We start from the raw sequence: 22,587 nt of genomic DNA, 5'->3' as shown, positions 1-22,587 counted from the left end.
GTTCAGAATGGATTCTTTTTATAATCTTAATTTCAATCACCCGCGGAATGGCCACCAGACGCCTCGGCCAAACGATACGGTGATCGCTGGGATTAGGAGCGGCAAAATGATGAGACCATACAACAAGAGACCTGTAATGACGATGGTTGCAATTTGTACAAGGCTTAATACGCCAGAAGGCATCATTGCGCCGAATGTTCCGGCTAGGATGACGGCAGCGGTGATAATGACCGTGCCCATCTTCGCCATGGAAATCTTCAATGCGTCGGCAATCGTACTTCCTTTGATGCTCTCTTCACGGAAGCGGTCGAGCAGGAAGATTGAATAGTCGACGCCGAGTGCGATCAGCATGATGAACCCGAAGAATGGAACTGCCCAGCTGATGCCGTCGTATCCGAGTCCATTCACAAAAATCAGTTCCGTAAAGGAAATCGCTGTGTAATACGTAAGTAGCAACGAACCGATCATATACAGTGGCATAATCGCTGATCGGAATAGAATCGTCAATACGACGAACAGTCCAACCAACATAATGACCACGGTCCGGGTAAAGTCTTTCGATGAAATATCATCAAGATCGGAGTTCATGCTGGAAATACCCGCAAAAGCGACCTCGGTATTTTCAAATGGTGTTCCGATGATAGATGTTTTCACGCTGTCCTTGATCGCATGCACTGTTGCAATTGATTCACGGGCATAGGGATCATCTTTCAAGATGACTTCCATGAGAATCCCGGTTTCATCGCCGAATGTATAGCGATCGATAACCGGTTGGAACTCTTCTTCGCCGAGTGTACCTGCAGGAATGTAGATTCCCGTATCCCGGATGCTTGGTGTTTCACTCATATCTTTCAGCATATCTGTTACTTCTGTCAGCCCTTTACTAATTTCAGTCAAACCATTCTTAGAATCGGTGACGCCTTTGGCGAGTTGACCGATTCCACTGCTGAGCTGACCGACCTGGGAACCGGATCCTTCGATCTGTCCCGCAGCGCCATTCAGGCTTGTTGAGATTTTACCTAGTTCCTTATTGAGGGAGTTCAATCCGCCAACTGCTTGTGCGGTAGGCATTCCTTGAGACAATCCGCCAGCGAGTTGGTCAAGTTGGTCATTGATTTGCCCGATACCTTGCGCTGCCTGGCGTAATCCGGCACCGCCGGACGATGCTTCAGAACCAGACGGCAACTTGCTTGTAGCATCGTTCAGTCCGCCTTCGACTTGCCCGAGTCCTTCTTGAACGCTTTTAATGCCGTCATTCGCTTCTTTTAAACCATCGGAGATTAATCCTAATTGGTTGTCGACATTTAAATCGTCAATCTGTTCACCTGTTGGACGGGTAATCGTACGTACGGATTTCACGCCATCCACTTTCTCTAGGTTACGGCTAATTGTCTCTAAGTAAGGGACGTCTTTTTCATCGACAATCGAATTGTCGTCTTTCAAAATGACCTGGACTGGAAGAGAATCCCCTTTACCAAATCCTTCTGAAATCAGATTCAACCCTTTCACGGACTCTTTCGACTGATCGATTTCATCAACCGTGTTAAAGGAAAGGTCGTTGTCGTAAGTCAGCAATAATGGCACCGTGATGACAGCGACGATTGCCATTGAGAGCAATGGACGTGAAACAGAAAGTTTGCTGAAACGGATCCACAATTTACTGTCGTTGTGGGACGTAGCTTGCTTTGCTGGCCAGAACAATTTGTCTTTCAGCAACATCATGAACAATGGTACGACTGTGAAGAGCACGAGAATCAGAACAGCAATTCCGACTGCAACCGCAACCGCGGATTTGAAAATCGGGAAGTCTGCGAATCCGATCGCAGCGAATCCGATGAATACGGCAAGTGAACTGATAATCAATGTCCGACCCGCGGTTTTGTATGTGTTAATGATCGCTTCCTGGATTTCATGCCCTTCTATCAATTCTTCTTTGTATCGGCTTAAGAGCAAAATACAGTAATCGGTTCCGAGTCCGAACAGAATGGCTACCAGGAATATCTGCGTATAGTTTGAGACTGGGAATCCGAACCAGTCGACGAAGAACGCAACGAGAGATTGGCTGAGTAAATACGTAATCCCGACGGCAATCAATGGAACGATTGGAGTCACGATCGAACGGAACACGATAAGCAGCAAAGCGAAGATGAGGACGACGGTAATGACTTCCGTCTTCTTCAACCCTTCTTGTGCGCTTTCGTTTACGTCATTGTTAATGATCGCTTCACCTGTTAGATAGACTGTTGTGTCTTTTGGCAACATTTCAGAGCGGATTTTTTCGCTTAGATCGATGATTTCTTCTTCTGAACCATCTACAGTAATTGGAACAAGTACCGTCTTTTTGTCTTCGGAGACGAGTTGGTTCTCAATCTCTTCGCTTTCAAATGGATCCATGACAGCGGTAACGGGTTTTCCTACATTTTTAATTTCTTTAGCGGTGTTCTGAACCGCTTTTTTGTCTTCATCTGAGACGGCTTTGTCAAAGTAATAGACGAGCGAAAGTGTATCTTCTGAAGCACCTGCTTTTTCCAAGATGTCCGCCGCTTTTTGTGAATCAGCGTCATCAGCTAACTGAAACGAGCCTGCTTCTTCCGCCTGCTTGGCAAGGTCTGGAGCAACGAATAGTAACCCGATTGCAAGGCCAAGCAGGACGATGAAAATCGGCCATCTGAATTTTAATATCGTTTTCATCAATTAAGCTCCTTCATTTGCAAAATATCTTTTAGTTTCCGAAATGTGCTAACGAACTGAACCAATTCTTTTTCTGAAATTTCATCAGTAAAGAGATTTGCAATTGTTTCATTAATCGCGGTGTTGGAAGCAGCGAGGATTTCACGGCCGGGTTCTGTCAATCGGACCACTTTTGCACGTTGGTCATGTTGAGCACGTTCTGAACGGATCAATCCTTTTTCTTCGAGCTTCTTTAGGCGTGCAGTAATCGCACTTTTATGGACACCTTGGAGCTCCGCAAGCTTCCCATTGGATAAGGAATCATAGGCTGATAACAGCTTTAACGTTTGAATCTGCTCTGGAGAATATTCTTTCCAAATCGGTGATTGAACCGATTTTAGGAAATGCTCCGTTCCGTAAATAATCACTTCTTCAAATAATTCAATTGCTTCTAGTAATGTTTCTTTCATAATAAGTTCACCCCCTAAACCAATTACTAGTTTAGGGGATAAACTATCAGGCGTCAACTAGAAAGATTTGAATAGGTTCTACCAACATAAGTGCTTAATCTAGATGTGATAAACTATTAAAGAGACTTGTATGGGAGTATTGTATATTTTATTTATATTCGTTGATTGTAGCGGAAAGCGTTCGCCTGCAGCGTAAATCAACACTGTTATGCAGACTAATAAAAAAGGAGTGGTAACTATGGACGGTAAAAATAGAAGTGATATTCATCCGGGGTTGAAAGTAGCAGTCATCTTGAAGAAAGATCAGCGAAGCGGTGTGAAAACAGAGGGAGTTGTCAAAGACTTGCTGACAAATTCAGCTCATCATCCTCACGGCATCAAAGTACGTCTTGAGGATGGACAAGTCGGTAGAGTGTGCGATATTTTAGGGAATTAAAAACCTAACCAATATGAATAGGAGGGAAATCATGGGGTTCGAACAAACTCTAGGTATTCAACATCCAATTATTCAAGCACCAATGGCGGGAATCACTTCGCCTGAATTCGTTGCAGCATGTACAGAAGCAGGTGTATTAGGCTCGATTGGAGCTGGTTATTTATCTGCATCTGATACACGCAGCGTAATCCAAGAAGTGAAGGCACTGACAAATGGGCCGTTTTCTGTAAATCTATTTGTGCCAGACAACACACCATTTGACCAAGAGCAACTGCGTTTAGCTTATTTAGCGTTGCAACCAGTCGGCGAACAGCTGGGCATGCCGTTTTGGAAAGCACCGCTGTCTGAACCGGATTTTCACGGACAGGTCGACGTAGTTATAGAAGAAAAGCCAGCAGCCTGTTCGTTCACGTTTGGAATCCCGGATGTAGAATCTGTTGAAAGACTTCACGATGCAGGGGTACTTTTAATTGGAACCTCGACTACTGTAGACGAAGCAATGGCAGTGCAACAAGCGGGACTAGACATGGTCGTCATTCAAGGCGCAGAAGCCGGTGGGCATAGAGGATCATTTCACCCAGGTGGTCCGCTAATTTCACTGGATGCCTTACTGGAGGAAGTTCGTGATATCATTCAAATTCCAATCATCGTGGCTGGTGGCATTGCAACGAATGAGCGGATGAGCGGACTGCTGAAAAAGGGTGCTACCGCTGTTCAAATTGGAACTGTACTTTTAGCAACAGAAGAAAGTGGAGCATCAAGTACCTATAAGCAAGCAGTTTTGGATGCGACTTCAGACAGTACGGTAATCACAGATGTGTTTTCCGGGAGACCGGCTCGTGGCATCCGCAATCGATTCATTGAGCAGATGAACGAATCCCCGATTGCACCCTATCCCTACCAAAACGATTTGACGAAACGTATCAGAAAAGAAGCAGCTGTGCAAAACAATGCAGAATTTCTGTCGTTATGGGCGGGATCATCTGTTCAACACACGCAAGCAGGCACTGTTGAGAGTGCTATTGCCAAATTTTTAACTAAAGATTAAGTGAGGAGAGTGCTATTGTGCATTCTCCTCTTTTGAGTTGACGGAAAATACAGTATACTTAAAAGGTAGAGGTTTGAGAGGTGTGAGCAAAGTGGATTTACTAATTATCATGTTGGAACGCGTCGGGACGATTGTTGCGGTTGCGTTCATCTTGACGAGGTTTCGTTTCTTCAAACAGCTCGTGCACCATGACACACTCGATCGTCGACAAACTGTGAGTGCCATTGTGTTTTTCGGGTTCTTCGGTATTATCGGAACGTATTTAGGAGTTGCCTTTAACACGGAAACATTCCATTTCAATAGCGTAACGATGAATCTAGCGGGAGACGAAGCAATCGCCAATTCTCGTGTTATTGGGATCGTTGTCGCAGGATTGCTCGGGGGCTATCGATTCGGTGTTGGTGCGGGTCTTATCGCTGGAATTCATCGAATGACGTTAGGTGGATTTACTGCGTTTTCATGTGGACTGTCGACTATTTTGTCAGGGATTCTAGCGAGCTATTTCTTTAAAAAAGGGAAAACAGTCAAACCACTTACGGCATTTGCAATCGGTGCGCTCGCTGAGTCCATTCAAATGGGACTTATACTCGTGCTCTCAAAGCCATTTACTGAAGCATGGGCGCTCGTTCAAGCAATCGGTTTGCCGATGATTATCGCAAATGGCGTTGGAACAGCTATTTTCCTTCTTATTGTGTATAACGTGATGAGTGAGCAGGACAGAGCAACCGCACTTCAAGCGCAAAAAACGTTACGAATTGCGAACCAAACACTCGCACACTTAAGAAAAGGGATGACACCTGAAACGTGCAACGAAGTGTGCCAGATTCTTTTCAACGAGCTCTCACCGAGTGCTGTAGCAATGACAAATCGGAAAGAAATTCTCGCACATGTCGGAGTAGCTAGTGATCATCACCGTTCGTACAGTCCAATTCAAACACACATAACGAAAGAAGTGCTTAGACATGGAAGCCGTGTTGTGGCAAATGACCAAGCAATCCATTGTATTCACACGGACTGTCCACTTGGCGCCGCTGTCATTGCGCCATTGAAACAGAGAGACCAAGTGGTTGGCACGCTGAAATTATATTATCCATCTGAAAAAGCCATTACAGATGTCACGATTGAATTGATTGATGGACTTAGTTCGTTACTTAGTGATCAGTTGGAAATCGCAGCAGCAGACCAAGCGCATGAACTTGCGAAAGATGCGGAAATAAAAGCCTTGCAAGCACAGATCAGTCCGCACTTCTTCTTCAATTCATTGAATGTCATTATTTCTCTTATACGAACGGATCCGGATCAGGCACGTCAATTGTTAACTTCGTTGTCAAAGTTCCTGAGACAAAACGTTGAAGGAACAACTGCTGCACGGGTTACGCTTGAACAAGAATTAGCTCACGTGCGCGCCTATCTACAAATCGAAGAAGCCCGCTTTGTCGACAAACTTACGATTGACTTTGATGTAGATCCTTCTGTGCTCTCGCAACTCATACCGCCACTTACGCTTCAGCCGATTGTTGAAAATGCGGTCAAACATGGAATCGCAGATATGGCGCGAGGTAGTGTCGTGAAAGTGATGATTGCTGCACGTGATGGAGAAACAGAAATTACAGTTACAGATAATGGAAAGGGTATTACAACAGAACGGCAGAAAACTTTGGGGGAACACCCGGTTGAGTCGGAGTCAGGTACTGGGATGGGACTGTATAATGTACATCGCAGGTTGATGATGACGTTTGGCGACCAAGCAGGACTTCAATTTACGACAACAAACGGGGAAGGGACGGTCGTACGCTTTGCAATTCCAAAAGAAGAGGTGATCCGCCATGCCATCTAACATTCAAGCACTCGTTGTGGATGATGAACGCTATGCACGTGAAGAACTCATATATCTGCTCGGTCTTCATTCGAATGTGAAAATCATTGGAGAAGCGGATTCAGGGGACGCAGCCATTATGCAGGCCATCCGGTTACAGCCGGACGTCGTATTTTTGGATGTGGAAATGCCTAAGATGAATGGGATCGAAGTCGCGGCTGTTTTGAGAGAATTGAAGAATCCCCCTCAAATCATTTTTGCAACCGCTTATCCTCAATTTGCAGCGGATGCGTTCCGTGTGAATGCAATCGATTACTTATTGAAACCATATGAAGAAGAACAGATTTCACAAACATTGAATCGGATTCGAGTGAAGGAAGCGCCAGAGACTGTCCAAGAGTCTATCCATCAACTTGGGAAATTAGCAATTGAACGGGATGGGGAAATTGTCTACGTCCCCATTAGTTGTATTTTATACATTTGCCGTGAGGATAGTGTGACTCGAATCATAACAAAGACGAAAGAGCATGAAGTGAAGATGACGTTAAAAGAATTGGAGACGCGACTCTCTACTTTTTCGTTTTATCGTATTCATAAAAGTTATCTAGTCAATCTGTTACACGTCAATCGTTTGTCACCTTGGTTCAATGGTGCCTATCAGCTCGAAATCGAGGGCAGCACAGAGAAATTGTCTGTGAGCCGTAACTATGTGAAAGGCTTGAGGGCAAAACTTGAGCATTAACACGACACGTTAATATCTCTGACATACATCTTAATCCTGAAAACCGACATGTTAGCGCAAAATCCATCCATTGTTAGAATAATTAATCTAAACTAATAACAGAATATAAAAAGACAAAGGGGTGGGAATTGCATGTATACATTTCTATTTGGGGTAGTGTTGCTCGTTGTCGGCTATTTCACGTATGGGAAATTCGTGGAACGCGTTTTTGGAGTGAAGGAAGAACGTCAGACTCCTGCATATGCAAATGCTGATGGGATTGACTATGTACCGATGAACACAAAGAAGAACTCCTTAATTCAGTTGCTGAATATTGCAGGAGTTGGTCCTATTTTTGGTCCGATCATGGGAGCACTATATGGCCCGGTAGCATTTCTCTGGATTGTACTTGGTGCAATTTTTGCGGGTGCCGTGCACGACTATTTAACAGGTATGATTTCTATTCGAAACCGTGGCGCACATTTGCCGGAACTTGCTGGTAAATTCCTCGGTAAATTCATGAAACATCTTGTAAACGCTTTCGCAATTTTACTATTATTACTCGTTGGAACAGTATTTGTTTCTGCACCTGCAGGCTTGCTGTATACCTTGATGAATGGTTGGGCCGCAATGGGCTTCATCATTGCAGCAATCTTCATCTATTACATTCTCGCAACGTTACTTCCGATTGATAAAATCATAGGACGCTTCTACCCGATTTTCGGCTTATTGCTCATCATCAGTGCACTTGGCGTTGGCGGAGGAATGCTAGTTACTGGAGCACCAATCCCAGAACTGTCACTTGCAAACTTGCACCCAGATAATATTCCGATCTTCCCACTGCTGTTCTTGACGATTTCATGTGGAGCGTTGTCCGGTTTCCATGCGACACAAACTCCAATCATTTCTCGTACGACACAAAGTGAAAAACAAGGTCGCAAAATTTTCTACGGTATGATGATTGCTGAAGGAATCATTGCAATGATCTGGGCAGCTGCTGGAATGGCGTTGTTCAATGGTCCAGTTGGATTGAACGAATTGCTTGCTGCGGGTGGTCCTGCAATGATCGTTAGTGAAGCTTCTGTGTTAATGCTTGGCGCTGTTGGTGGAACACTAGCAATCCTCGGTGTTATCATCTTGCCAATCACTTCAGGCGATACTGCTTTCCGTAGCGCTCGCATGATTATTGCTGACTATTTCAAATTACCACAAGTGAAAATCTTAAGCCGTCTATGGATTGCACTTCCGCTATTTGCAGTCTCTATCGCGTTGACATTTGTTGACTTCAATATCCTTTGGAGATATTTCTCATGGGCGAATCAGTCAACTGCGGTCATTGCGCTCTTTGTCGCAGCAATGTATTTATTCATCGCAAAAAAGAATTACTGGATTGCGCTCGTACCAGGGGCATTCATGCTCATGGCAACAACGACGTATATCTTGAATGCGCAAATCGGATTTAGATTACCGATGGATGTCGCATTGATAGGTGCTAGTGTAATTTCGATTTTCCTAGTAGCGCTGTTCTTCTTTGCAGCTGTCAAAGCTCGGAGAGAGAATATACCTTTGGAAGTCACAGCCCCAGATTGGGACGATGCACTAGCAGGAGCAGCATCTGCTGCAACGACACCACAAGAATAATAGACAGGACCTTCGGAAAAACACACCGAAGGTCTTTTTATATTCCTCTATACGGCGCTCCTTGTTCCCTTGTATACTAGTCTCAGACAGGGGGATGCTGGATGCGTAAATACATTGGTGAAATCGGCCTGCTCGTAACGGCCATTATTTGGGGAACAGGATTTCCTGTCAGCGCGATTGCGTTAGACTATTTTAGTCCTTATCAAATCCTAGCTGGACGGTTTATCATTGGAGCTGTATTGCTTGGAGTTGTGTTTTATAAAAAAATGTTGAACCTTTCTAAGTCTGTTCTTCTAAAGGGTGGCCTACTAGGTGTGTTCTTGTATAGTGCATTTGCATTCCAGACGGTTGGTTTGCAATTTACAACACCGTCCAATAATGCATTTTTAACGGCAGTGAACGTACTGATCGTCCCGTTCATTGCATTCGTACTGTATCGTAGAAAAGTAAGCGCATTTGAGCTCGTCGGTGCGGTTCTTGCAATGGCTGGAATTGCACTTTTATCGTTAAATGGATCACTTTCGGTCAATCCTGGAGATGTATTATCTCTTTTGTGTGCAGTATTCTTCGCATTCCATATTTTTTACACAGGTCAATTTGTTCGCAAAGAAGATGCGATTACATTGACGCTTGTCCAAATGACGGTCGCTGCGGTAATTGCCTGGATCGTAATCGGGGTAAAAGGAGAGACAGCCCTTCCCATCACGACGACTTCTGCGACTTCATTATTCTATTTAGGTGTGTTCTCAACAACGCTCGCATTCCTATTGCAAACTGTTGCGCAAAAGCATGTCTCAGAAACAAAAGCGGCAATCCTTCTATCAATGGAATCATTATGGGGAATGATCTTCTCCATTATCATGCTTAGCGAAATCGTCACAGCACAAATGCTCATAGGAGCTGCACTCATTTTACTAGCAATCATACTAGCAGAAACAAAACCTTCATTTTTAGTAAAAAGAAAAATCCGTAAATCGATTTTGTAACTTATTAATATATTTAAACTGGTGATTCTATTTTCCTTATTACGGTAGTTGTTTGAAGCGTAAGGCGGCGACTCCTGCGGAATAAGCGAAGATCGAAGACCCCGCAGAAGCGTAGCGCCGAGGAGGCTGAGATCAAGCCCGCGGAAAGCGTCCGCCTGAAGCGTAAAACAACGGTATCAAGATGTGCTATGCTATGCTTCAACTAATATTATGAAGGAATCGCAATTCAACGCCAAACGTGCGATAATAAAGAAAATGCGCGAACGGACATAACTATCCGTAGAAAAGGATGAAAACATGAAAACAATTGATGTACTCGTAAACGATAAAAGTGGTATTGCTTTAAAGAAAGGCTATCCACTTATTTTAAAAGACGCTGTCATGAACCCGGATGTCTTAAAAGAAGAAGGCGACTTACTTCGTCTAATCGACCGCAACCGTCGATTCATTGCCAAAGGTTATTACGGTAACCAAAACAAAGGTATCGGCTGGGTATTAACGAGAAAAGAAGATGAAGCAATTGACTTCAAATTTTTCGAATCCCGCATAAGCGCGGCTATTGAACGCCGCAGTAACTTTAAGTTGAATACCCAAACGACTGCATATCGTCTATTCAACGGAGAAGGCGACGGAATTGGCGGATTAACCATCGATTACTTCGACGGATACTACATGGTAAGTTGGTATAGCGAAGGAATCTACTCGATGAAACATCACGTCTACGGCGTGTTAGACAAAATCGTCAATGCAAAAGCTATCTATGAGAAAAAGCGCTTTGACACAAAAGGTCAGTATATCGACCAAGATGATTACGTATCAGGAACTCCTGGAGATTTCCCAATCATCGTCAAAGAAAACGGCATGAACTTTGCGGTCGATTTGAATGATGGTGCTATGACAGGCATATTCCTCGATCAGCGTGATGTGCGTGCGGCGCTTCGCGACAAATACTCTGAAGGCAGTCATGTACTGAATACGTTTTCTTATACAGGTGCGTTCTCAGTCGCTGCGTTAAGCGGTGGCGCTGTGAAGACAACAAGCGTTGACTTAGCAAAGCGTAGTTTAGCAAAAACAATTGAACAGTTCAGTGTGAACGGTATCGACTATGAAGCACAAGATATCAAAGTGATGGATGTCTTTGATTACTTCCGATATGCGAAGCGTCATGAGTTGAAGTTCGATGTAGTGGTACTAGATCCACCTAGCTTTGCACGTTCTAAAAAGTACACGTTCAGTTCAGCAAAAGACTATACGGCTTTGCTACAGGACGCGATCGCGATTACTGAGAAAAAAGGATTCATCGTCGCATCTACAAACAACGCAAGCTTCAGCATGAAAAAGTTCAAAACGTTCATTGACGAAGCGTTCAAAGCAACAGGTACCAAGTATAAAATTTTAGAAGATTCCTCTCTACCTAAAGACTTCCGAACGAACCGAGATTATCCGGAATTCAACTACTTGAAAGTATGTATCATCCAGAAATTGAAATAAGAGAAGCGCCTAAGTGCATTTGAGCACTTAGGCGCTTTTTGTCACAAATACGTTAAAGACATGACCGAATTTATGAAGTATTCTTGAAGTAATAGAACGATTCGGGAGGTTAGTTGGATGAAGCGGATTGCCGGAATACTCATCTTAGGCGTGTGGTTGTTGGCAGGCTGTTCTTATACATTTGCACATGAAGACGGTTACCGGATGGCGGTCATTAACGAAGGATTCCCTGTACCTAACAATGCATACGAACTAAAACCGGAAGACTGTACGACAGAAATTGCAAAGTCTGCGAAGTACAAAATGAATGACATCGGTGACGAGGAAGGGACGCCTCCTGCTGAATATTTGGATGAAATCGAAAAGTGGGGTTGGACGGAGATGCTCGAAGCGCGAGTAGGAAACGTCCATTACTTTAAAAAGAACGGAAAGGTCATGTCGCTAATCATCCAACGTGATGTTTTTGACGTATTTGAAATGAGCGATGAAGTGAAACTTTGAAATAACGTTCATAAAGACACATAATTTACCGGTTTTCAGCCATCCTTATCGTAAGGAGGTTCGAAAATTATATGAAACGTTTAATTGAAGGGGTACTTATTGCGACAATGATGATTGTCTTAAGCGGTTGTGGGGGGATGAATACAAAAGTCCCTGTGAATGCCGAGGCAACAAAAACAATTGAAACGAGTTTAATAAATACTGAGGGCGAACAAATCGGAGAAGCACATTTCACAGAAGTCAATGGAATTCTCACGATTAGCTTGGGCGCTGAAGGACTGAAGCCGGGCATCCATGGTATTCATCTTCATGAAAAGGCAGTTTGTACACCCCCTGATTTCCAATCTGCAGGCGGTCATTTTAATCCGACGGATAAACAACATGGTTTTGACAATCCGAAAGGGTACCATCTTGGAGACTTGCCTAATTTGGAAGTAGGAGAAGATGGGAAAGTGGCGGTTAAAGTGACGATGCATAATCTCACACTACAGCCTGGAAAACCCAATTCACTGATAGATGGGGATGGCAGTGCACTCGTCATTCACGCAGATGCGGATGATTATAAAACGGATCCTTCAGGAAATTCAGGGGAACGGATTGCATGTGCGGAACTCAAGAAAAAGTAAAAAACAGCCAGACTGAGCATTATGCGCACGGTCTGGCTGTTTTTCATCTGAGCAAAAATTCTTCTGAATAATACGGTTGCATCTCTTGGTTGAAACTGACGCCAATACCAAGGCTGCTATAATCTTTTAAAAGAATGTTTTCGCGGTGGCCCTTCGAATTCATCAGTCCTTCGTGCGCGAAGATGCTACTGGACTGTCCGTAAGCAAGGTTTTCCCCGGCCCGTTTAAATCCGATGCCATCTTCTTTGATGCGATCGAAAGGGGATAGACCTTGTAGATTATCATGGCTGAAATAGTCATTGTCTGCCATATCCGTACTATGTTTCCGTGCGGTACCTGAAACTGCGCTGTCCCAAGAAAGGATAGAGCGACCGTGACGGACCCGAGCTGCATTTGTAAGATCGAACAATTGTCGTTCAAACCCATTACGGAGTGCTTCACTACGCTCAGCATAAAGTGATTTTTTATTATTCTCCAGTGCAACAGACACAAGTTCAACAGCGGTCACAGTTGTTTCTTGATGAATGTCATAAAATACATACGCATAGACATCTCCGAGTTTGAAGAGATCCATGCCTTCATCATCTTGAAGGACAAACACGTTCAGCCCTTTACGCATCTTAGTCAGTGGTTGGCCGAGTGCTTTTCTGACATCTGCTTTTGAGGCGGCATATGAGACACCGACAGTAGATGAGATGAGGTCGTCATTTGTGTAAATGGCACCGACGCGATTAGATTCATCGAGAGAGACCATGACGAAGTTTTGATAATCTGTGTGATACGTTTGCCATTCGGTTCCGTATTCATTGAGGGATTGGCTCTCAGGCTCTCCAAGTGTAGCTGTAACTTGTTCAGCAGGTGCACCGATTTCAAGATTGTTGATGGAGATAGGGGTGTCCGTCGGCTTTGCAAGCGCAGGTTTGTCGACGGACTGTTTCACATCTCGCAATCCTTCTGTTTTGTCCGAGATGATACCTGCAAGATCTTGTGTAGCGGTCCGTAACGTATCGATTGTCGAGTCAATCGTATCTTTGTTGACAACGTCTTCAAGTTTTTCATCTATAGAATCTAAGAAGGATAGGTCCACATACTTAGAGACGGGTTCTTCCCAATAAGGCTTTGAGAGAAAGAGGGCAACGAGAAGTAGCACGAAAAGGAATAGTCGTTTCAAATAATTCGCCTCCTATTCTTAGTATACCTTGCCGAAGTCGATTGAATACAGCGTGACCTCTTTATTTTGAAGAGGTGATAGTTTCCAGAAGAGTGGATTGCAGGTATACTTTGAGAAAGAAGTGGAGAATGGACGGAATGTTGTAGGATGAGTACATAACGAGGAGCTGGTGGAATGTTTGGTGGTCTTAGTACAATCCCCAATTGGTTTTATATTTTAGCGTTTTCCGTCGTCATCGTCATTGTTTTAGTCACCGAATGGAAAACTAGATAGGAGTGATAGTATGAGAAAAATGGTGATTCAGAAACCTAAGTTATCAGCGCGAAGGGAACAGCTACATGCTGAACAAATCCCGTCAGACCCAGGTACGCTTCGTGGCGTTGAAGTGGGGAACGGAGATTTACGATTTACGAGTGGTATGCAACTCGCAACTGATGATGCAATGTTCACCGATTGCACTTTTGCAGAAATGGATTTATCCGGCGCCTCATTCGTCGATACTGTATTTGAGCGGTGTGATTTCTCAAATGTGACAGCTGGACATGCAGACTTACTGCGCTGTGAATTCCGCAACTGCAAATTGACAGGAGCGAACTTCGATCATTCGGGGGTTAAGCATGTACGGTTCGAGCAGTGTGATGCACGTTACAGCAGTTTCAGCTTTAGTAAGCTGCAGGCGGTTCAGCTCGAAGATTCCCAGTTTTCGGAGTCGGACTTTTTTGAGTGCATATTAAAAGATATGAAGCTTTCCCGAAGCCAATTGGAGAATGCAAATTTTAGAGAGACAGATCTTGCAGGAGTGAATTTGGCTGGTTGTACATTCGAGCGGTTGGAAGTGACACCTTCCAAAATTGCAGCGTGTACAGTTTCCAAGGAACAAGCAATCGGATTCGCACGGATGTTCGGGTTATTGATACACGAAGAATCATGATATACTGAAACGAACAATATGAGGAGTGTGTAAACACCAATGCTTACATTTGAAGAGAAACAAACAATTATTGAATCATATCCGGAACTGTCCCGAAAAGATGTTTCAATGAAGCGAGTCAATTATCATTACGCAGCTAGTAAATTTGATAAGACAGTTGTCGTTCAGCATTTACATCCGAATGGCAACGCGTTCATTTACGTTGCGGATGTGCCTGGTTATGAGCCGGATAGCCGCGGTCTAGTGAATGTACGCGAAGCTTCTGAAGCGGAATTACGTAAGACGATTGAAGATGCAATAGCAGGATTGGCTGAGGAGAAGACGGAATCAGAGCCGGTTGAAGAAGTCTGGTTAGACGGACATAACTCTAAGCTTGAGTTAAAAGAAGAGCTTGGTGCTTGGAATATCTATCACGGTTTGAATTTGGAAGACAGCTTTGGGGATTACCAAGAAGCTGTAGATTATTTAAGAGAAGAAGGATTTAAGAAAGTGGAGGACGGAGGAATCGTCCGATGAAAGGGAAAGCAATCGTGATTGCAGTGATTGTCCTGACAATTGTGGCGGTAGCTTCTATCTACTTTCTAGTCATGGCGACGTTTAAACACGACCAGCAAGGTGTCGATTCATCCATGGACGCATCAGTTTCGATTGAATGGATAGAACAGGCCGCCGTAAGTCTATAAAAAGAGACACATCCTCCGTGAAGGAGGATGTGTCTCTTTGTTATAGATCAGCTTTTCTTACGGAACGGCAGCCACCAGTTCCAGTCACCGAACAGTTTCATAAGACTTGGAACAAGTAACAAGCGGATAATGGTCGCATCAATTGCTACTGCAATCGCGATCCCAACACCGATTTGCTTCACAGGCATGACGTCTGTAAACGCAAATGCACCTGTCAGTACAATCATGATGAGCGCAGCGGATGTAATGACTTTACTTGTCGATGCAAGTCCTTCAACCGTCGATTTGTCATTGTCGCCCGTTTCCAAATAGGATTCCTGCATACGAGAAATCAGGAAAACTTCGTAGTCCATACTTAGTCCGAAAACGAGACTGAAAACAATGACTGGGATAATCAATGCAATTGTTCCAGGATGGAGTCCGAAATGACCATATTGGAAAATGTAGACGAGCAGTCCGAATGACGCCGACAGTCCGATGATGTTCATCAGAATCGCTTTAAACGGAATGAGGAGCGATCGGAACGCAATCATTAAGATGATGAACGTTGACACAATAATGATGAGTAGCGCATAGACGATGTTGTCAGCAATTTCGTCGAAAATTTCTTGGTTGAACTTCGCTTCTCCTCCGATTTGCAAGTTCCAAGGAGTCTCTTTCTCAGACCATTTCCGTGCCCATTCTTGGGCTTCACTTGACGCACCATCCGCTTCCAGCGTTACAGGAATCATAAGGAGGTCTTTTGTGATGAATGCATCCAGCAATGGTTGCAGCTGAGCAGATTGTTCTGGTAGTTGTAACGCTTGGGCGAAGTCTTCAGGTTGGTCAATACCACTTTCGGAAAAAATGGTTGTCACTTTACCAGTGAGTGCATCTTTTTCAAGAGCTTGTTGAACATCTTTGAGTGCATTCAACCCTTCTTCATCTTCCCATCCGCCTGAGCGTTCGGCGATAACAAATGATGTGGATTCGTTCCGCATCCCAAATGCATCTTCCATATTCTCGTATGCAGAACGAGTGTCATACGAAAGTGGCAAGGAGTCTATCTGCGGAATCGTGAGTGTCATATTGCGAACTGGTATTAGCGCAATTCCGAGTATGACAAGCGCAACAATCGTGATGATGACTGGACGTTTAATGACACCTTCAGCAAAGGCACGCCAACGATCTGTTCCGGTTTTGACGTTAAGAATCTTTCCTTTGTCAATTCGTTCTTTCAGGACGAGGAGCACAGACGGCAAGAGTGTAAGGGAAGCGAGAACGGCCATCGATACGACAATCATGCCACCGAGCGCGATGTTTTGGAAGATATCCACGCGTATAAGGAGCATTGCACCGAGTCCGATGAAGACACAAAACGCCGAGAAAATAATCGAGCGTCCTGCTGTTTCAATTGTGGTGCGAACGGCTTCATGAATCGATTGTAGTTTTCGTTCTTCCCGATATCGACTGATGAACAGAAGTGCAAAGTCGATACTGAGCGCGAGTCCAAGCATCGGGATGATATTCAGGACGAATATGGACAAATCCATTGTTTCGCCGAACAATGCAAGGATTCCAAATGACGTAACAATCGTGGCCACCCCGATTAGTAGTGGAACTAGAGAAGCGACAACAGTACCAAATGCGAACAGCAAAACAATGAGTGCAATTGGCAGACCGATTGCTTCAGCGACCATTAAATCTTTTTGACTGGCCGCGTTAATATCTTTGGTAATCGGTGACTGTCCGGTAAGTGTGATGCCGTTATCCGTTCCCACCGAATCGCGAATTTCAGTAACGAGACTGGACTTATCGCTCTCACTATCGTCGAAATGAAGCATCGCATAGGAGATGTCGTCTTTATACTGATCTGGTTCATCTAGTGGGGAAATGATCTCTTTTGTGATGTCGAGTTTTTCGATGGAGGTTAAGGCATCTGAAATCTCATCATCTGTTTTCCCTTCGAAGACGAGAAACATGGTTTCGTCGGGTTGATCAAAGTCTTGTGTTAACGTATTGGAAACGTCTTCTTGCTCGCCGTCCATACGGAATCCATCGCCTTCGAGAAGACCTGGGAGTCGGATTGCAAAAATGGCAAAACCGATGAGTAGCAGGATCCAGAAACCAATTAGCCATTTATACCGAGCGGCAACGAAGCTGGAGAATGCGTTCATGTTGAGTCCCTCTTTCTTATGTAAGTTTCTTTATGTTCATCATATCTGGTAGAGTTGGAGAATGGAACTATTTCGTTGGAAGAATTCGTATCTTTGGACAGTAGGATTGTAGATTAGTTGAATCGGAAAGATAGCATGTGTTATCGGCAATATGAGTGGAAGAGTCGGTAAAATGGAGAGCTGAATCGGACAATCGGCTTTTTGAGGGAATGAATCAGCAACCGGAAGCAATTCTCATTGGGGATAAAACAACATAAAAAAACCGTTCCCTTAGGAGGAAACGGTTTTGAAAGGTTGAAGTTAATTAGTTCTTTTCAACGTTTGTAGCTTGAAGACCGCGTTGGCCTTGCTCGATTTCGAAAGTTACATCCTGGCCTTCTTCAAGAGTCTTGAAGCCTTCGCCTTGGATTGCTGAGAAGTGAACGAATACGTCGTCGCCATCTTCACGTTCGATGAAGCCGTAACCTTTTTCTGCGTTAAACCATTTTACTTTACCATGTTCCATGTTTGTTTCCTCCTCGTATGCGTAATAGCGCATACATTGTGTTACTATCCTTGCTCAAGTCTTGAAAGGGTCAAGTGAACTCAACCATCGCGCCGAACAAAAATAATTCTTCTTAATCATAACAGAGGGTAGTTGGCAAAGCAACCCATATGTTCAAATTAAAATAACAAGTTAAGCAATTGATACAATACTGCAGCTACCAATGCGGAGATCGGCATCGTAATGACCCAAGTGATGACAATCTTCTTAGCGGTCCCCCATTTAACGCCTTTTACACGTTGAGCAGAGCCTACTCCCATAATGGAGGAAGAGATTACATGAGTTGTCGATACAGGCAAGTGAAGAAGCGTTGCTCCAAAAATAATTGCAGCAGAGTTCAAATCGGCAGCAGCCCCGTGGATTGGACGGATTTTCATGATCTTACCACCGACTGTTTTAATGATTTTGTATCCACCGATTGATGTCCCGATACCCATGGAAGTGGCAGCGGCAATCCTTACCCACATTTGAATGTCATCACCTGTTTGAAGGTTTGCAGCAATAAGGGCCATCGTAATAATACCCATAGCTTTTTGAGCATCGTTTGTTCCATGTGTAAACGACTGAATCGCGGCTGTAAGAATTTGCAAATACCGAATACGTTTGTTTGCTTTAAACAGATTTCTATTTTTCAGCACAGCCCGAAGGATCGTCATGACGATGAATCCTCCTACTATTGCTATGACTGGTGAGATGAGGAGTGCCTTCATAATCTTAGTGAATCCACTATAGTTTAAAATACCAAATCCGGCAGCTGAAATCGCAGCGCCCGCAATCGAACCGATCAAGGCGTGTGAGGAACTGGAAGGAATACCGAAATACCACGTTACCAAGTTCCATATAATCGCAGACAGGAGAGCGGCTAAAATGACGATTGAACCGTTTTCTAGTGTGAAAGGATCCACAATATCTTTTGAAATGGTTTTTGCTACGCCGGTGAATGTTAAAGCACCCGCAAAGTTCATCGTCGCAGCTAGTAAAATCGCTACACGAGGCTTAAGCGCACGCGTCGACACGGAAGTGGCAATTGCATTCGCCGTATCATGAAACCCGTTAATGAAATCAAATACAAGTGCAAAAATGACTATCAAAATGGTCAGAAGCAATACTGTATCCATCAGTCTGCCCCCTTACGCGTTACGCATGATGATCGTCTCAATCGTGTTGGCGACATCCTGGCAGTAATCTGCAACATCTTCTAACAGTTCGTATATATCTTTAAATTGGATGATTCGGATTGGATCCGTCTCACGTATGAACAATTGCTTAATGGATGTACGAAGCACTTCATCACAAATTCGCTCATATTCTTTAATTGTTACTGCGTGATCACGCATTTCAACAAGTTTTCTCCGTTCTAACAACTTCATCGCTTTTACGATTTCGTCAGAACTTTTCACGATGTTGTCCATGAATGTCTGGACGTATTCATCGATTTCAATCAATGAAAACATTTCTAAGTTAGCGGCGAAATGTTCGACTCCGTCCAAAATGTCATCCATCTTAATGGCGAGTTGTAAAATATCTTCACGCTCGATTGGTGTCATGAATGATGTGTTCAGTTTTGAGATAAGCTCGTGGATTAGGTCGTCCCCATCCGTTTCGTACTTCTTTAACCGTATACTAACTTCTTTTAAGTCAGCAACGGACGTCACTTTATAATCATTTGCATAGTGCATGGCTTCTTGCACATGTTCTGCGATTGTTAGCAGAGCAACAAAAAAGGGATCGGTTTTTCTTGGACTGAACATGATTGACCTCCATCCGATTAACGGAAAGTGAATTGATTAATAACTTATCTATTATAGCAAATTCAACATTGTAAGACGAACATAATTTGCGATTTTTCGACAAAAAAATTGCACTTCATGAATTATTCACAAAAGAGGTAGCAAATAACCGGATTTAAAAATTCTATTACGAAATATTCATTCAAATGAATCCTTTCCGAATCTCTTACGTATAGAATAGACAAAGGGGGTGTTTGAAATGGAACTGTTCGGCATGACGATTCAAGAACTATACTTACCGATATTGATTGTTGCAGGAATTGCAACGTTGCTCTACTTATTCTTCAGTGATTTAACGGATGGAGCAGGTGATTTGTTTCCTTTGTTAGATCCAGCCGTCATCTTGCCATTCATTACCTTAACGGCAACGTGGGGATATGTACTGGAACTAGCTACAGGACTTGGAAGCGGAGTTATTCTAATTATTTCACTTGCTGCCGGCGCAATACTCGACTTTTTACTATATTTCTTCATTTTGTTGCCACTGAAGTCGGCAGAAGTTTCTATTGCCTATACAGATGAATCGCTTGCAGGAAAAGTGGCTAAAGTCATTGTTCCAATTCCTGCGGATGGATTTGGTGAAATTGTTATCGAAACAGTCAATGGCGTTTTGTCGAAGCGAGCATCTGGTTATGAAAACCATCCGATCGATTATGGAAAAGAAGTGCTTATTATCGAAGTCGATTCAGGAACGTTCATCGTCAAAGAATACGAACCTTTCCGTTTCAAATAATCTTACTAGCTTAAGGGGGAAACAAAATGCCAATAGAATTACCTGGAATGTGGATTGCCATTGCAATCGCAGTATTTGTTGTGTTAGCTGTTATCCTTGTGTACGTAACAAAGTACCGAACAGTCGGACCAGATGAAGCCTTAATTGTTACTGGTAGTTATATCGGGACGAAAAATGTCCATACCGACGACTCTGGAAACAAAGTGAAAATCATTCGTGGTGGCGGTACGTTCGTCCTGCCGGTGTTCCAACAGGCAGCGCCACTCAGTTTGCTGTCTAGCAAGCTTGAAGTTACAACTCCCGAAGTATACACAGAGCAAGGTGTTCCAGTTATGGCAGATGGAACGGCAATCATTAAGATTGGCGGGTCCATTTCAGAAATCGCCACAGCTGCTGAGCAGTTCCTCGGAAAGTCAAAAGAAGACCGAGAGAACGAAGCGAAAGAAGTATTGGAAGGTCACCTGCGCTCCATCCTAGGATCGATGACCGTTGAAGAAATTTATAAAAACCGCGACAAATTCTCTCAAGAAGTTCAACGCGTGGCTTCACAAGATTTAGCGAAAATGGGCTTAGTGATCGTATCATTCACGATTAAAGACGTACGCGATAAAAACGGCTATCTCGATTCACTCGGTAAGCCGCGTATCGCACAGGTTAAACGTGATGCCGATATTGCTACAGCGATTTCAGAGAAAGAAACACGTATCAAGAACGCGGAAGCATCAAAAGAAGCACAAAAAGCGGAAATCGAACGCGCAACTGAAATTGCAGAAGCTGAAAAGGAAAATCAATTGAAAGTTGCAGAATACCGTCTGGAACAAGACGCGGCTCGTGCGCGTGCTGACCAAGCTTACGAATTGCAAACAGCTCGTTCTAAGCAGGAAGTTATGGAGCAAGAGATGCAAATCCGCATCATCGAACGTCAGAAACAAATTGAACTCGAAGAAAAAGAGATTCAACGTCGTGAGCGACAATACGACTCTGAAGTTAAGAAAAAAGCAGATGCGGACCGTTACGCAATTGAACAGAATGCCGCGGCTGATAAATCCCGCCAACTTGCTGAAGCTGATGCAGAGAAATACCGCATTGAAGCGCGTGCAGCTGCAGATGCTGAAAAAGTTCGTCTCGATGGTACAGCGCGTGCCGATTCCCAACGTGCTCAAGGTGAATCTGAAGCGGATATCATCCGTTTGAAAGGTCTTGCGGAAGCAGAAGCGAAGCGCAAAATCGCGGAAGCATTCGAACACTACGGTCAGGCAGCTATGCTCGATATGATCGTTGGCATGCTACCAGAATACGCGAAACAAGTCGCAAGCCCACTTGCTAACATCGATAAGATTACTGTGGTCGATACAGGTAGCGGCGAAGGTGGCGGTGCTAACAAAGTAACTGGCTACGCAACTGACCTCATGGCTACAATGCAGGAATCACTAGGTGCTACAACAGGTCTAAACATTAAAGAAATGCTAGAAAGTTACGCAGGTAAAGGGACATTGCGCCCAAGCCTCGATAACCTAGCGGAAGAACTCAAGAAACCTCGTTCACCACTAGCGGCATCTACAGAAGAAGCTGCAACTGACGAAGATTAAAATAAAAGTGAAATAATTAAATGAAGTAGGCTGTTCTCCCCAGATGTCTCGGGAGAACAGCTTTTTTATGTGTAGAGATTTTTCTAGAATCAAGCGAGTGATGAGTGGATCCTTATAAAAACTTGGATGTGCTCATAAAACTTGAGAAACGCTCATAAAAACGTAAATGTGCTCATAAATTTGCAAAACTGCTCATAACCCTTGGTAATTGATCATAACTCTAGAAAGATGATCATAAATCAGGAAAATCGCTCATAAAACTCAAAAAGTGATCATAACCATTTTGCCCGCGGTCTGATTCAAGCCAAGCAAAACACCTACTCGCGAAAAAGTGCCTTTAACCAATCAAAACCAACATTTAATTGGTCAGCTTCGCCGTGCGAAGCAATTACTGCGGAGAGTTTTGAAGCGAATGTGTCCTACATTGCAGGAAGCAAAGGTTTATCAACTCGTAGCCTAGCAATGTGCTCATAAAACTTGAGAAACGCTCATAAAAACGTAAATGTGCTCATAAGTTTGCAAAACTGCTCAAAAATCTCTAGAAGTGATCATAAGTTCGTGGAAATGGTATTCCGTCAAGAAAG

Annotated in this window: 21 protein-coding genes; 14 read left to right on the top strand and 7 right to left on the bottom strand. The window is 43.8% G+C overall.

The window, feature by feature from the left end; translation table 11 throughout:
- Positions 1 to 36: 36 nt before the first annotated feature.
- Positions 37 to 2,691, bottom strand: coding sequence for an MMPL family transporter (locus RL70_RS04880; RefSeq protein WP_039042301.1), 2,655 nt, complete (start codon positions 2,689 to 2,691; stop codon positions 37 to 39).
- On the bottom strand, positions 2,691 to 3,140 hold the full coding sequence (locus tag RL70_RS04875; RefSeq protein ID WP_039042300.1) for a MarR family winged helix-turn-helix transcriptional regulator: 450 nt from the start codon (positions 3,138 to 3,140) through the stop codon (positions 2,691 to 2,693). Before RL70_RS04875 ends, RL70_RS04880 begins: the two co-directional genes overlap by 1 nt.
- Positions 3,141 to 3,378: 238 nt before the next feature.
- Here RL70_RS04875 and RL70_RS04870 point away from each other — a divergent pair, with 238 nt between their 5' ends.
- From RL70_RS04870 to RL70_RS04830, 9 genes are all read left to right on the top strand, one after another.
- Positions 3,379 to 3,576 carry a YwbE family protein gene (locus RL70_RS04870; RefSeq protein ID WP_039042299.1) on the top strand — a complete coding sequence of 66 codons (198 nt, stop codon included), beginning with the start codon at positions 3,379 to 3,381 and terminating at the stop codon, positions 3,574 to 3,576.
- 31 nt (positions 3,577 to 3,607) lie between these two features.
- Positions 3,608 to 4,624 (top strand): nitronate monooxygenase family protein, encoded by a 1,017-nt coding sequence (locus RL70_RS04865; RefSeq protein ID WP_156137903.1) that lies wholly within the window; start codon positions 3,608 to 3,610, stop codon positions 4,622 to 4,624.
- A 109-nt stretch (positions 4,625 to 4,733) separates the two neighbouring features.
- Entirely contained in the window at positions 4,734 to 6,461 is a 1,728-nt protein-coding gene (locus tag RL70_RS04860; protein WP_039042306.1) for a sensor histidine kinase, read from the top strand.
- Positions 6,451 to 7,182, top strand: coding sequence for a LytTR family DNA-binding domain-containing protein (locus tag RL70_RS04855; protein WP_039042297.1), 732 nt, complete (start codon positions 6,451 to 6,453; stop codon positions 7,180 to 7,182). Before RL70_RS04860 ends, RL70_RS04855 begins: the two co-directional genes overlap by 11 nt.
- A gap of 132 nt (positions 7,183 to 7,314) precedes the next feature.
- Positions 7,315 to 8,802 (top strand): carbon starvation protein A, encoded by a 1,488-nt coding sequence (locus RL70_RS04850; protein ID WP_052245784.1) that lies wholly within the window; start codon positions 7,315 to 7,317, stop codon positions 8,800 to 8,802.
- Between the two features lie 101 nt (positions 8,803 to 8,903).
- Positions 8,904 to 9,788: a DMT family transporter gene (locus RL70_RS04845; protein ID WP_039042296.1), complete on the top strand. Its 885-nt coding sequence runs from the start codon at positions 8,904 to 8,906 to the stop codon at positions 9,786 to 9,788.
- A 297-nt stretch (positions 9,789 to 10,085) separates the two neighbouring features.
- Positions 10,086 to 11,279 carry a class I SAM-dependent rRNA methyltransferase gene (locus RL70_RS04840; RefSeq protein ID WP_039042295.1) on the top strand — a complete coding sequence of 398 codons (1,194 nt, stop codon included), beginning with the start codon at positions 10,086 to 10,088 and terminating at the stop codon, positions 11,277 to 11,279.
- A gap of 117 nt (positions 11,280 to 11,396) precedes the next feature.
- Positions 11,397 to 11,780 (top strand): hypothetical protein, encoded by a 384-nt coding sequence (locus RL70_RS04835; protein WP_039042294.1) that lies wholly within the window; start codon positions 11,397 to 11,399, stop codon positions 11,778 to 11,780.
- A 71-nt stretch (positions 11,781 to 11,851) separates the two neighbouring features.
- A complete protein-coding gene (locus RL70_RS04830) occupies positions 11,852 to 12,406 on the top strand; it encodes a superoxide dismutase family protein (RefSeq protein ID WP_039042293.1) in 555 nt (184 codons plus the stop codon).
- Positions 12,407 to 12,449: 43 nt separating this feature from the next.
- Here the strand turns inward: RL70_RS04830 and RL70_RS04825 are convergent, their stop codons facing one another.
- Complete coding sequence (locus RL70_RS04825) at positions 12,450 to 13,577, bottom strand: CAP-associated domain-containing protein (protein ID WP_039042292.1); 1,128 nt, start codon at positions 13,575 to 13,577, stop codon at positions 12,450 to 12,452.
- Positions 13,578 to 13,860: 283 nt separating this feature from the next.
- On the opposite strand from RL70_RS04825, the gene RL70_RS04820 reads away from it, so the two are divergent.
- From RL70_RS04820 to RL70_RS17765, 3 genes are read left to right on the top strand one after another with little or no spacing between them, the layout of a single operon-like run.
- On the top strand, positions 13,861 to 14,508 hold the full coding sequence (locus RL70_RS04820) for a pentapeptide repeat-containing protein (RefSeq protein WP_052245783.1): 648 nt from the start codon (positions 13,861 to 13,863) through the stop codon (positions 14,506 to 14,508).
- Positions 14,509 to 14,547: 39 nt separating this feature from the next.
- Entirely contained in the window at positions 14,548 to 15,024 is a 477-nt protein-coding gene (locus RL70_RS04815; RefSeq protein WP_039042291.1) for a hypothetical protein, read from the top strand.
- A complete protein-coding gene (locus RL70_RS17765; protein WP_156137902.1) occupies positions 15,021 to 15,191 on the top strand; it encodes a hypothetical protein in 171 nt (56 codons plus the stop codon). The genes RL70_RS04815 and RL70_RS17765 overlap by 4 nt, the downstream gene beginning before the upstream one ends.
- Before the next feature lie 47 nt (positions 15,192 to 15,238).
- On the opposite strand, the gene RL70_RS04810 is transcribed toward RL70_RS17765, so the two are convergent.
- The 4 genes from RL70_RS04810 to RL70_RS04795 all read right to left on the bottom strand — a co-directional run bounded on the left by RL70_RS04810 (position 15,239) and on the right by RL70_RS04795 (position 19,642).
- Positions 15,239 to 17,347, bottom strand: coding sequence for an MMPL family transporter (locus RL70_RS04810; RefSeq protein ID WP_039042290.1), 2,109 nt, complete (start codon positions 17,345 to 17,347; stop codon positions 15,239 to 15,241).
- A 304-nt stretch (positions 17,348 to 17,651) separates the two neighbouring features.
- Positions 17,652 to 17,852, bottom strand: a complete 201-nt coding sequence (locus tag RL70_RS04805) for a cold-shock protein (RefSeq protein WP_025783780.1) — start codon at positions 17,850 to 17,852, stop codon at positions 17,652 to 17,654.
- Between the two features lie 158 nt (positions 17,853 to 18,010).
- The gene (locus RL70_RS04800) at positions 18,011 to 19,009 is read right to left on the bottom strand and encodes an inorganic phosphate transporter (protein ID WP_039042289.1); all 999 of its coding nucleotides are present in this window, start codon (positions 19,007 to 19,009) and stop codon (positions 18,011 to 18,013) included.
- 12 nt (positions 19,010 to 19,021) lie between these two features.
- Entirely contained in the window at positions 19,022 to 19,642 is a 621-nt protein-coding gene (locus RL70_RS04795; protein ID WP_025783778.1) for a DUF47 domain-containing protein, read from the bottom strand.
- Between the two features lie 238 nt (positions 19,643 to 19,880).
- Here RL70_RS04795 and RL70_RS04790 point away from each other — a divergent pair, with 238 nt between their 5' ends.
- Positions 19,881 to 20,414 (top strand): hypothetical protein, encoded by a 534-nt coding sequence (locus RL70_RS04790; protein WP_231567234.1) that lies wholly within the window; start codon positions 19,881 to 19,883, stop codon positions 20,412 to 20,414.
- 47 nt (positions 20,415 to 20,461) lie between these two features.
- A complete protein-coding gene (locus RL70_RS04785; RefSeq protein ID WP_039042302.1) occupies positions 20,462 to 22,003 on the top strand; it encodes a flotillin family protein in 1,542 nt (513 codons plus the stop codon).
- Positions 22,004 to 22,587 lie beyond the last annotated feature (584 nt).

This window comes from Sporosarcina sp. ZBG7A (assembly GCF_000813425.1).
GTDB lineage: Bacteria > Bacillota > Bacilli > Bacillales_A > Planococcaceae > Sporosarcina.
The sequence above is the reverse complement of the archived record's forward strand: the minus strand, read 5'-3'. Positions and strand labels throughout refer to the sequence as shown.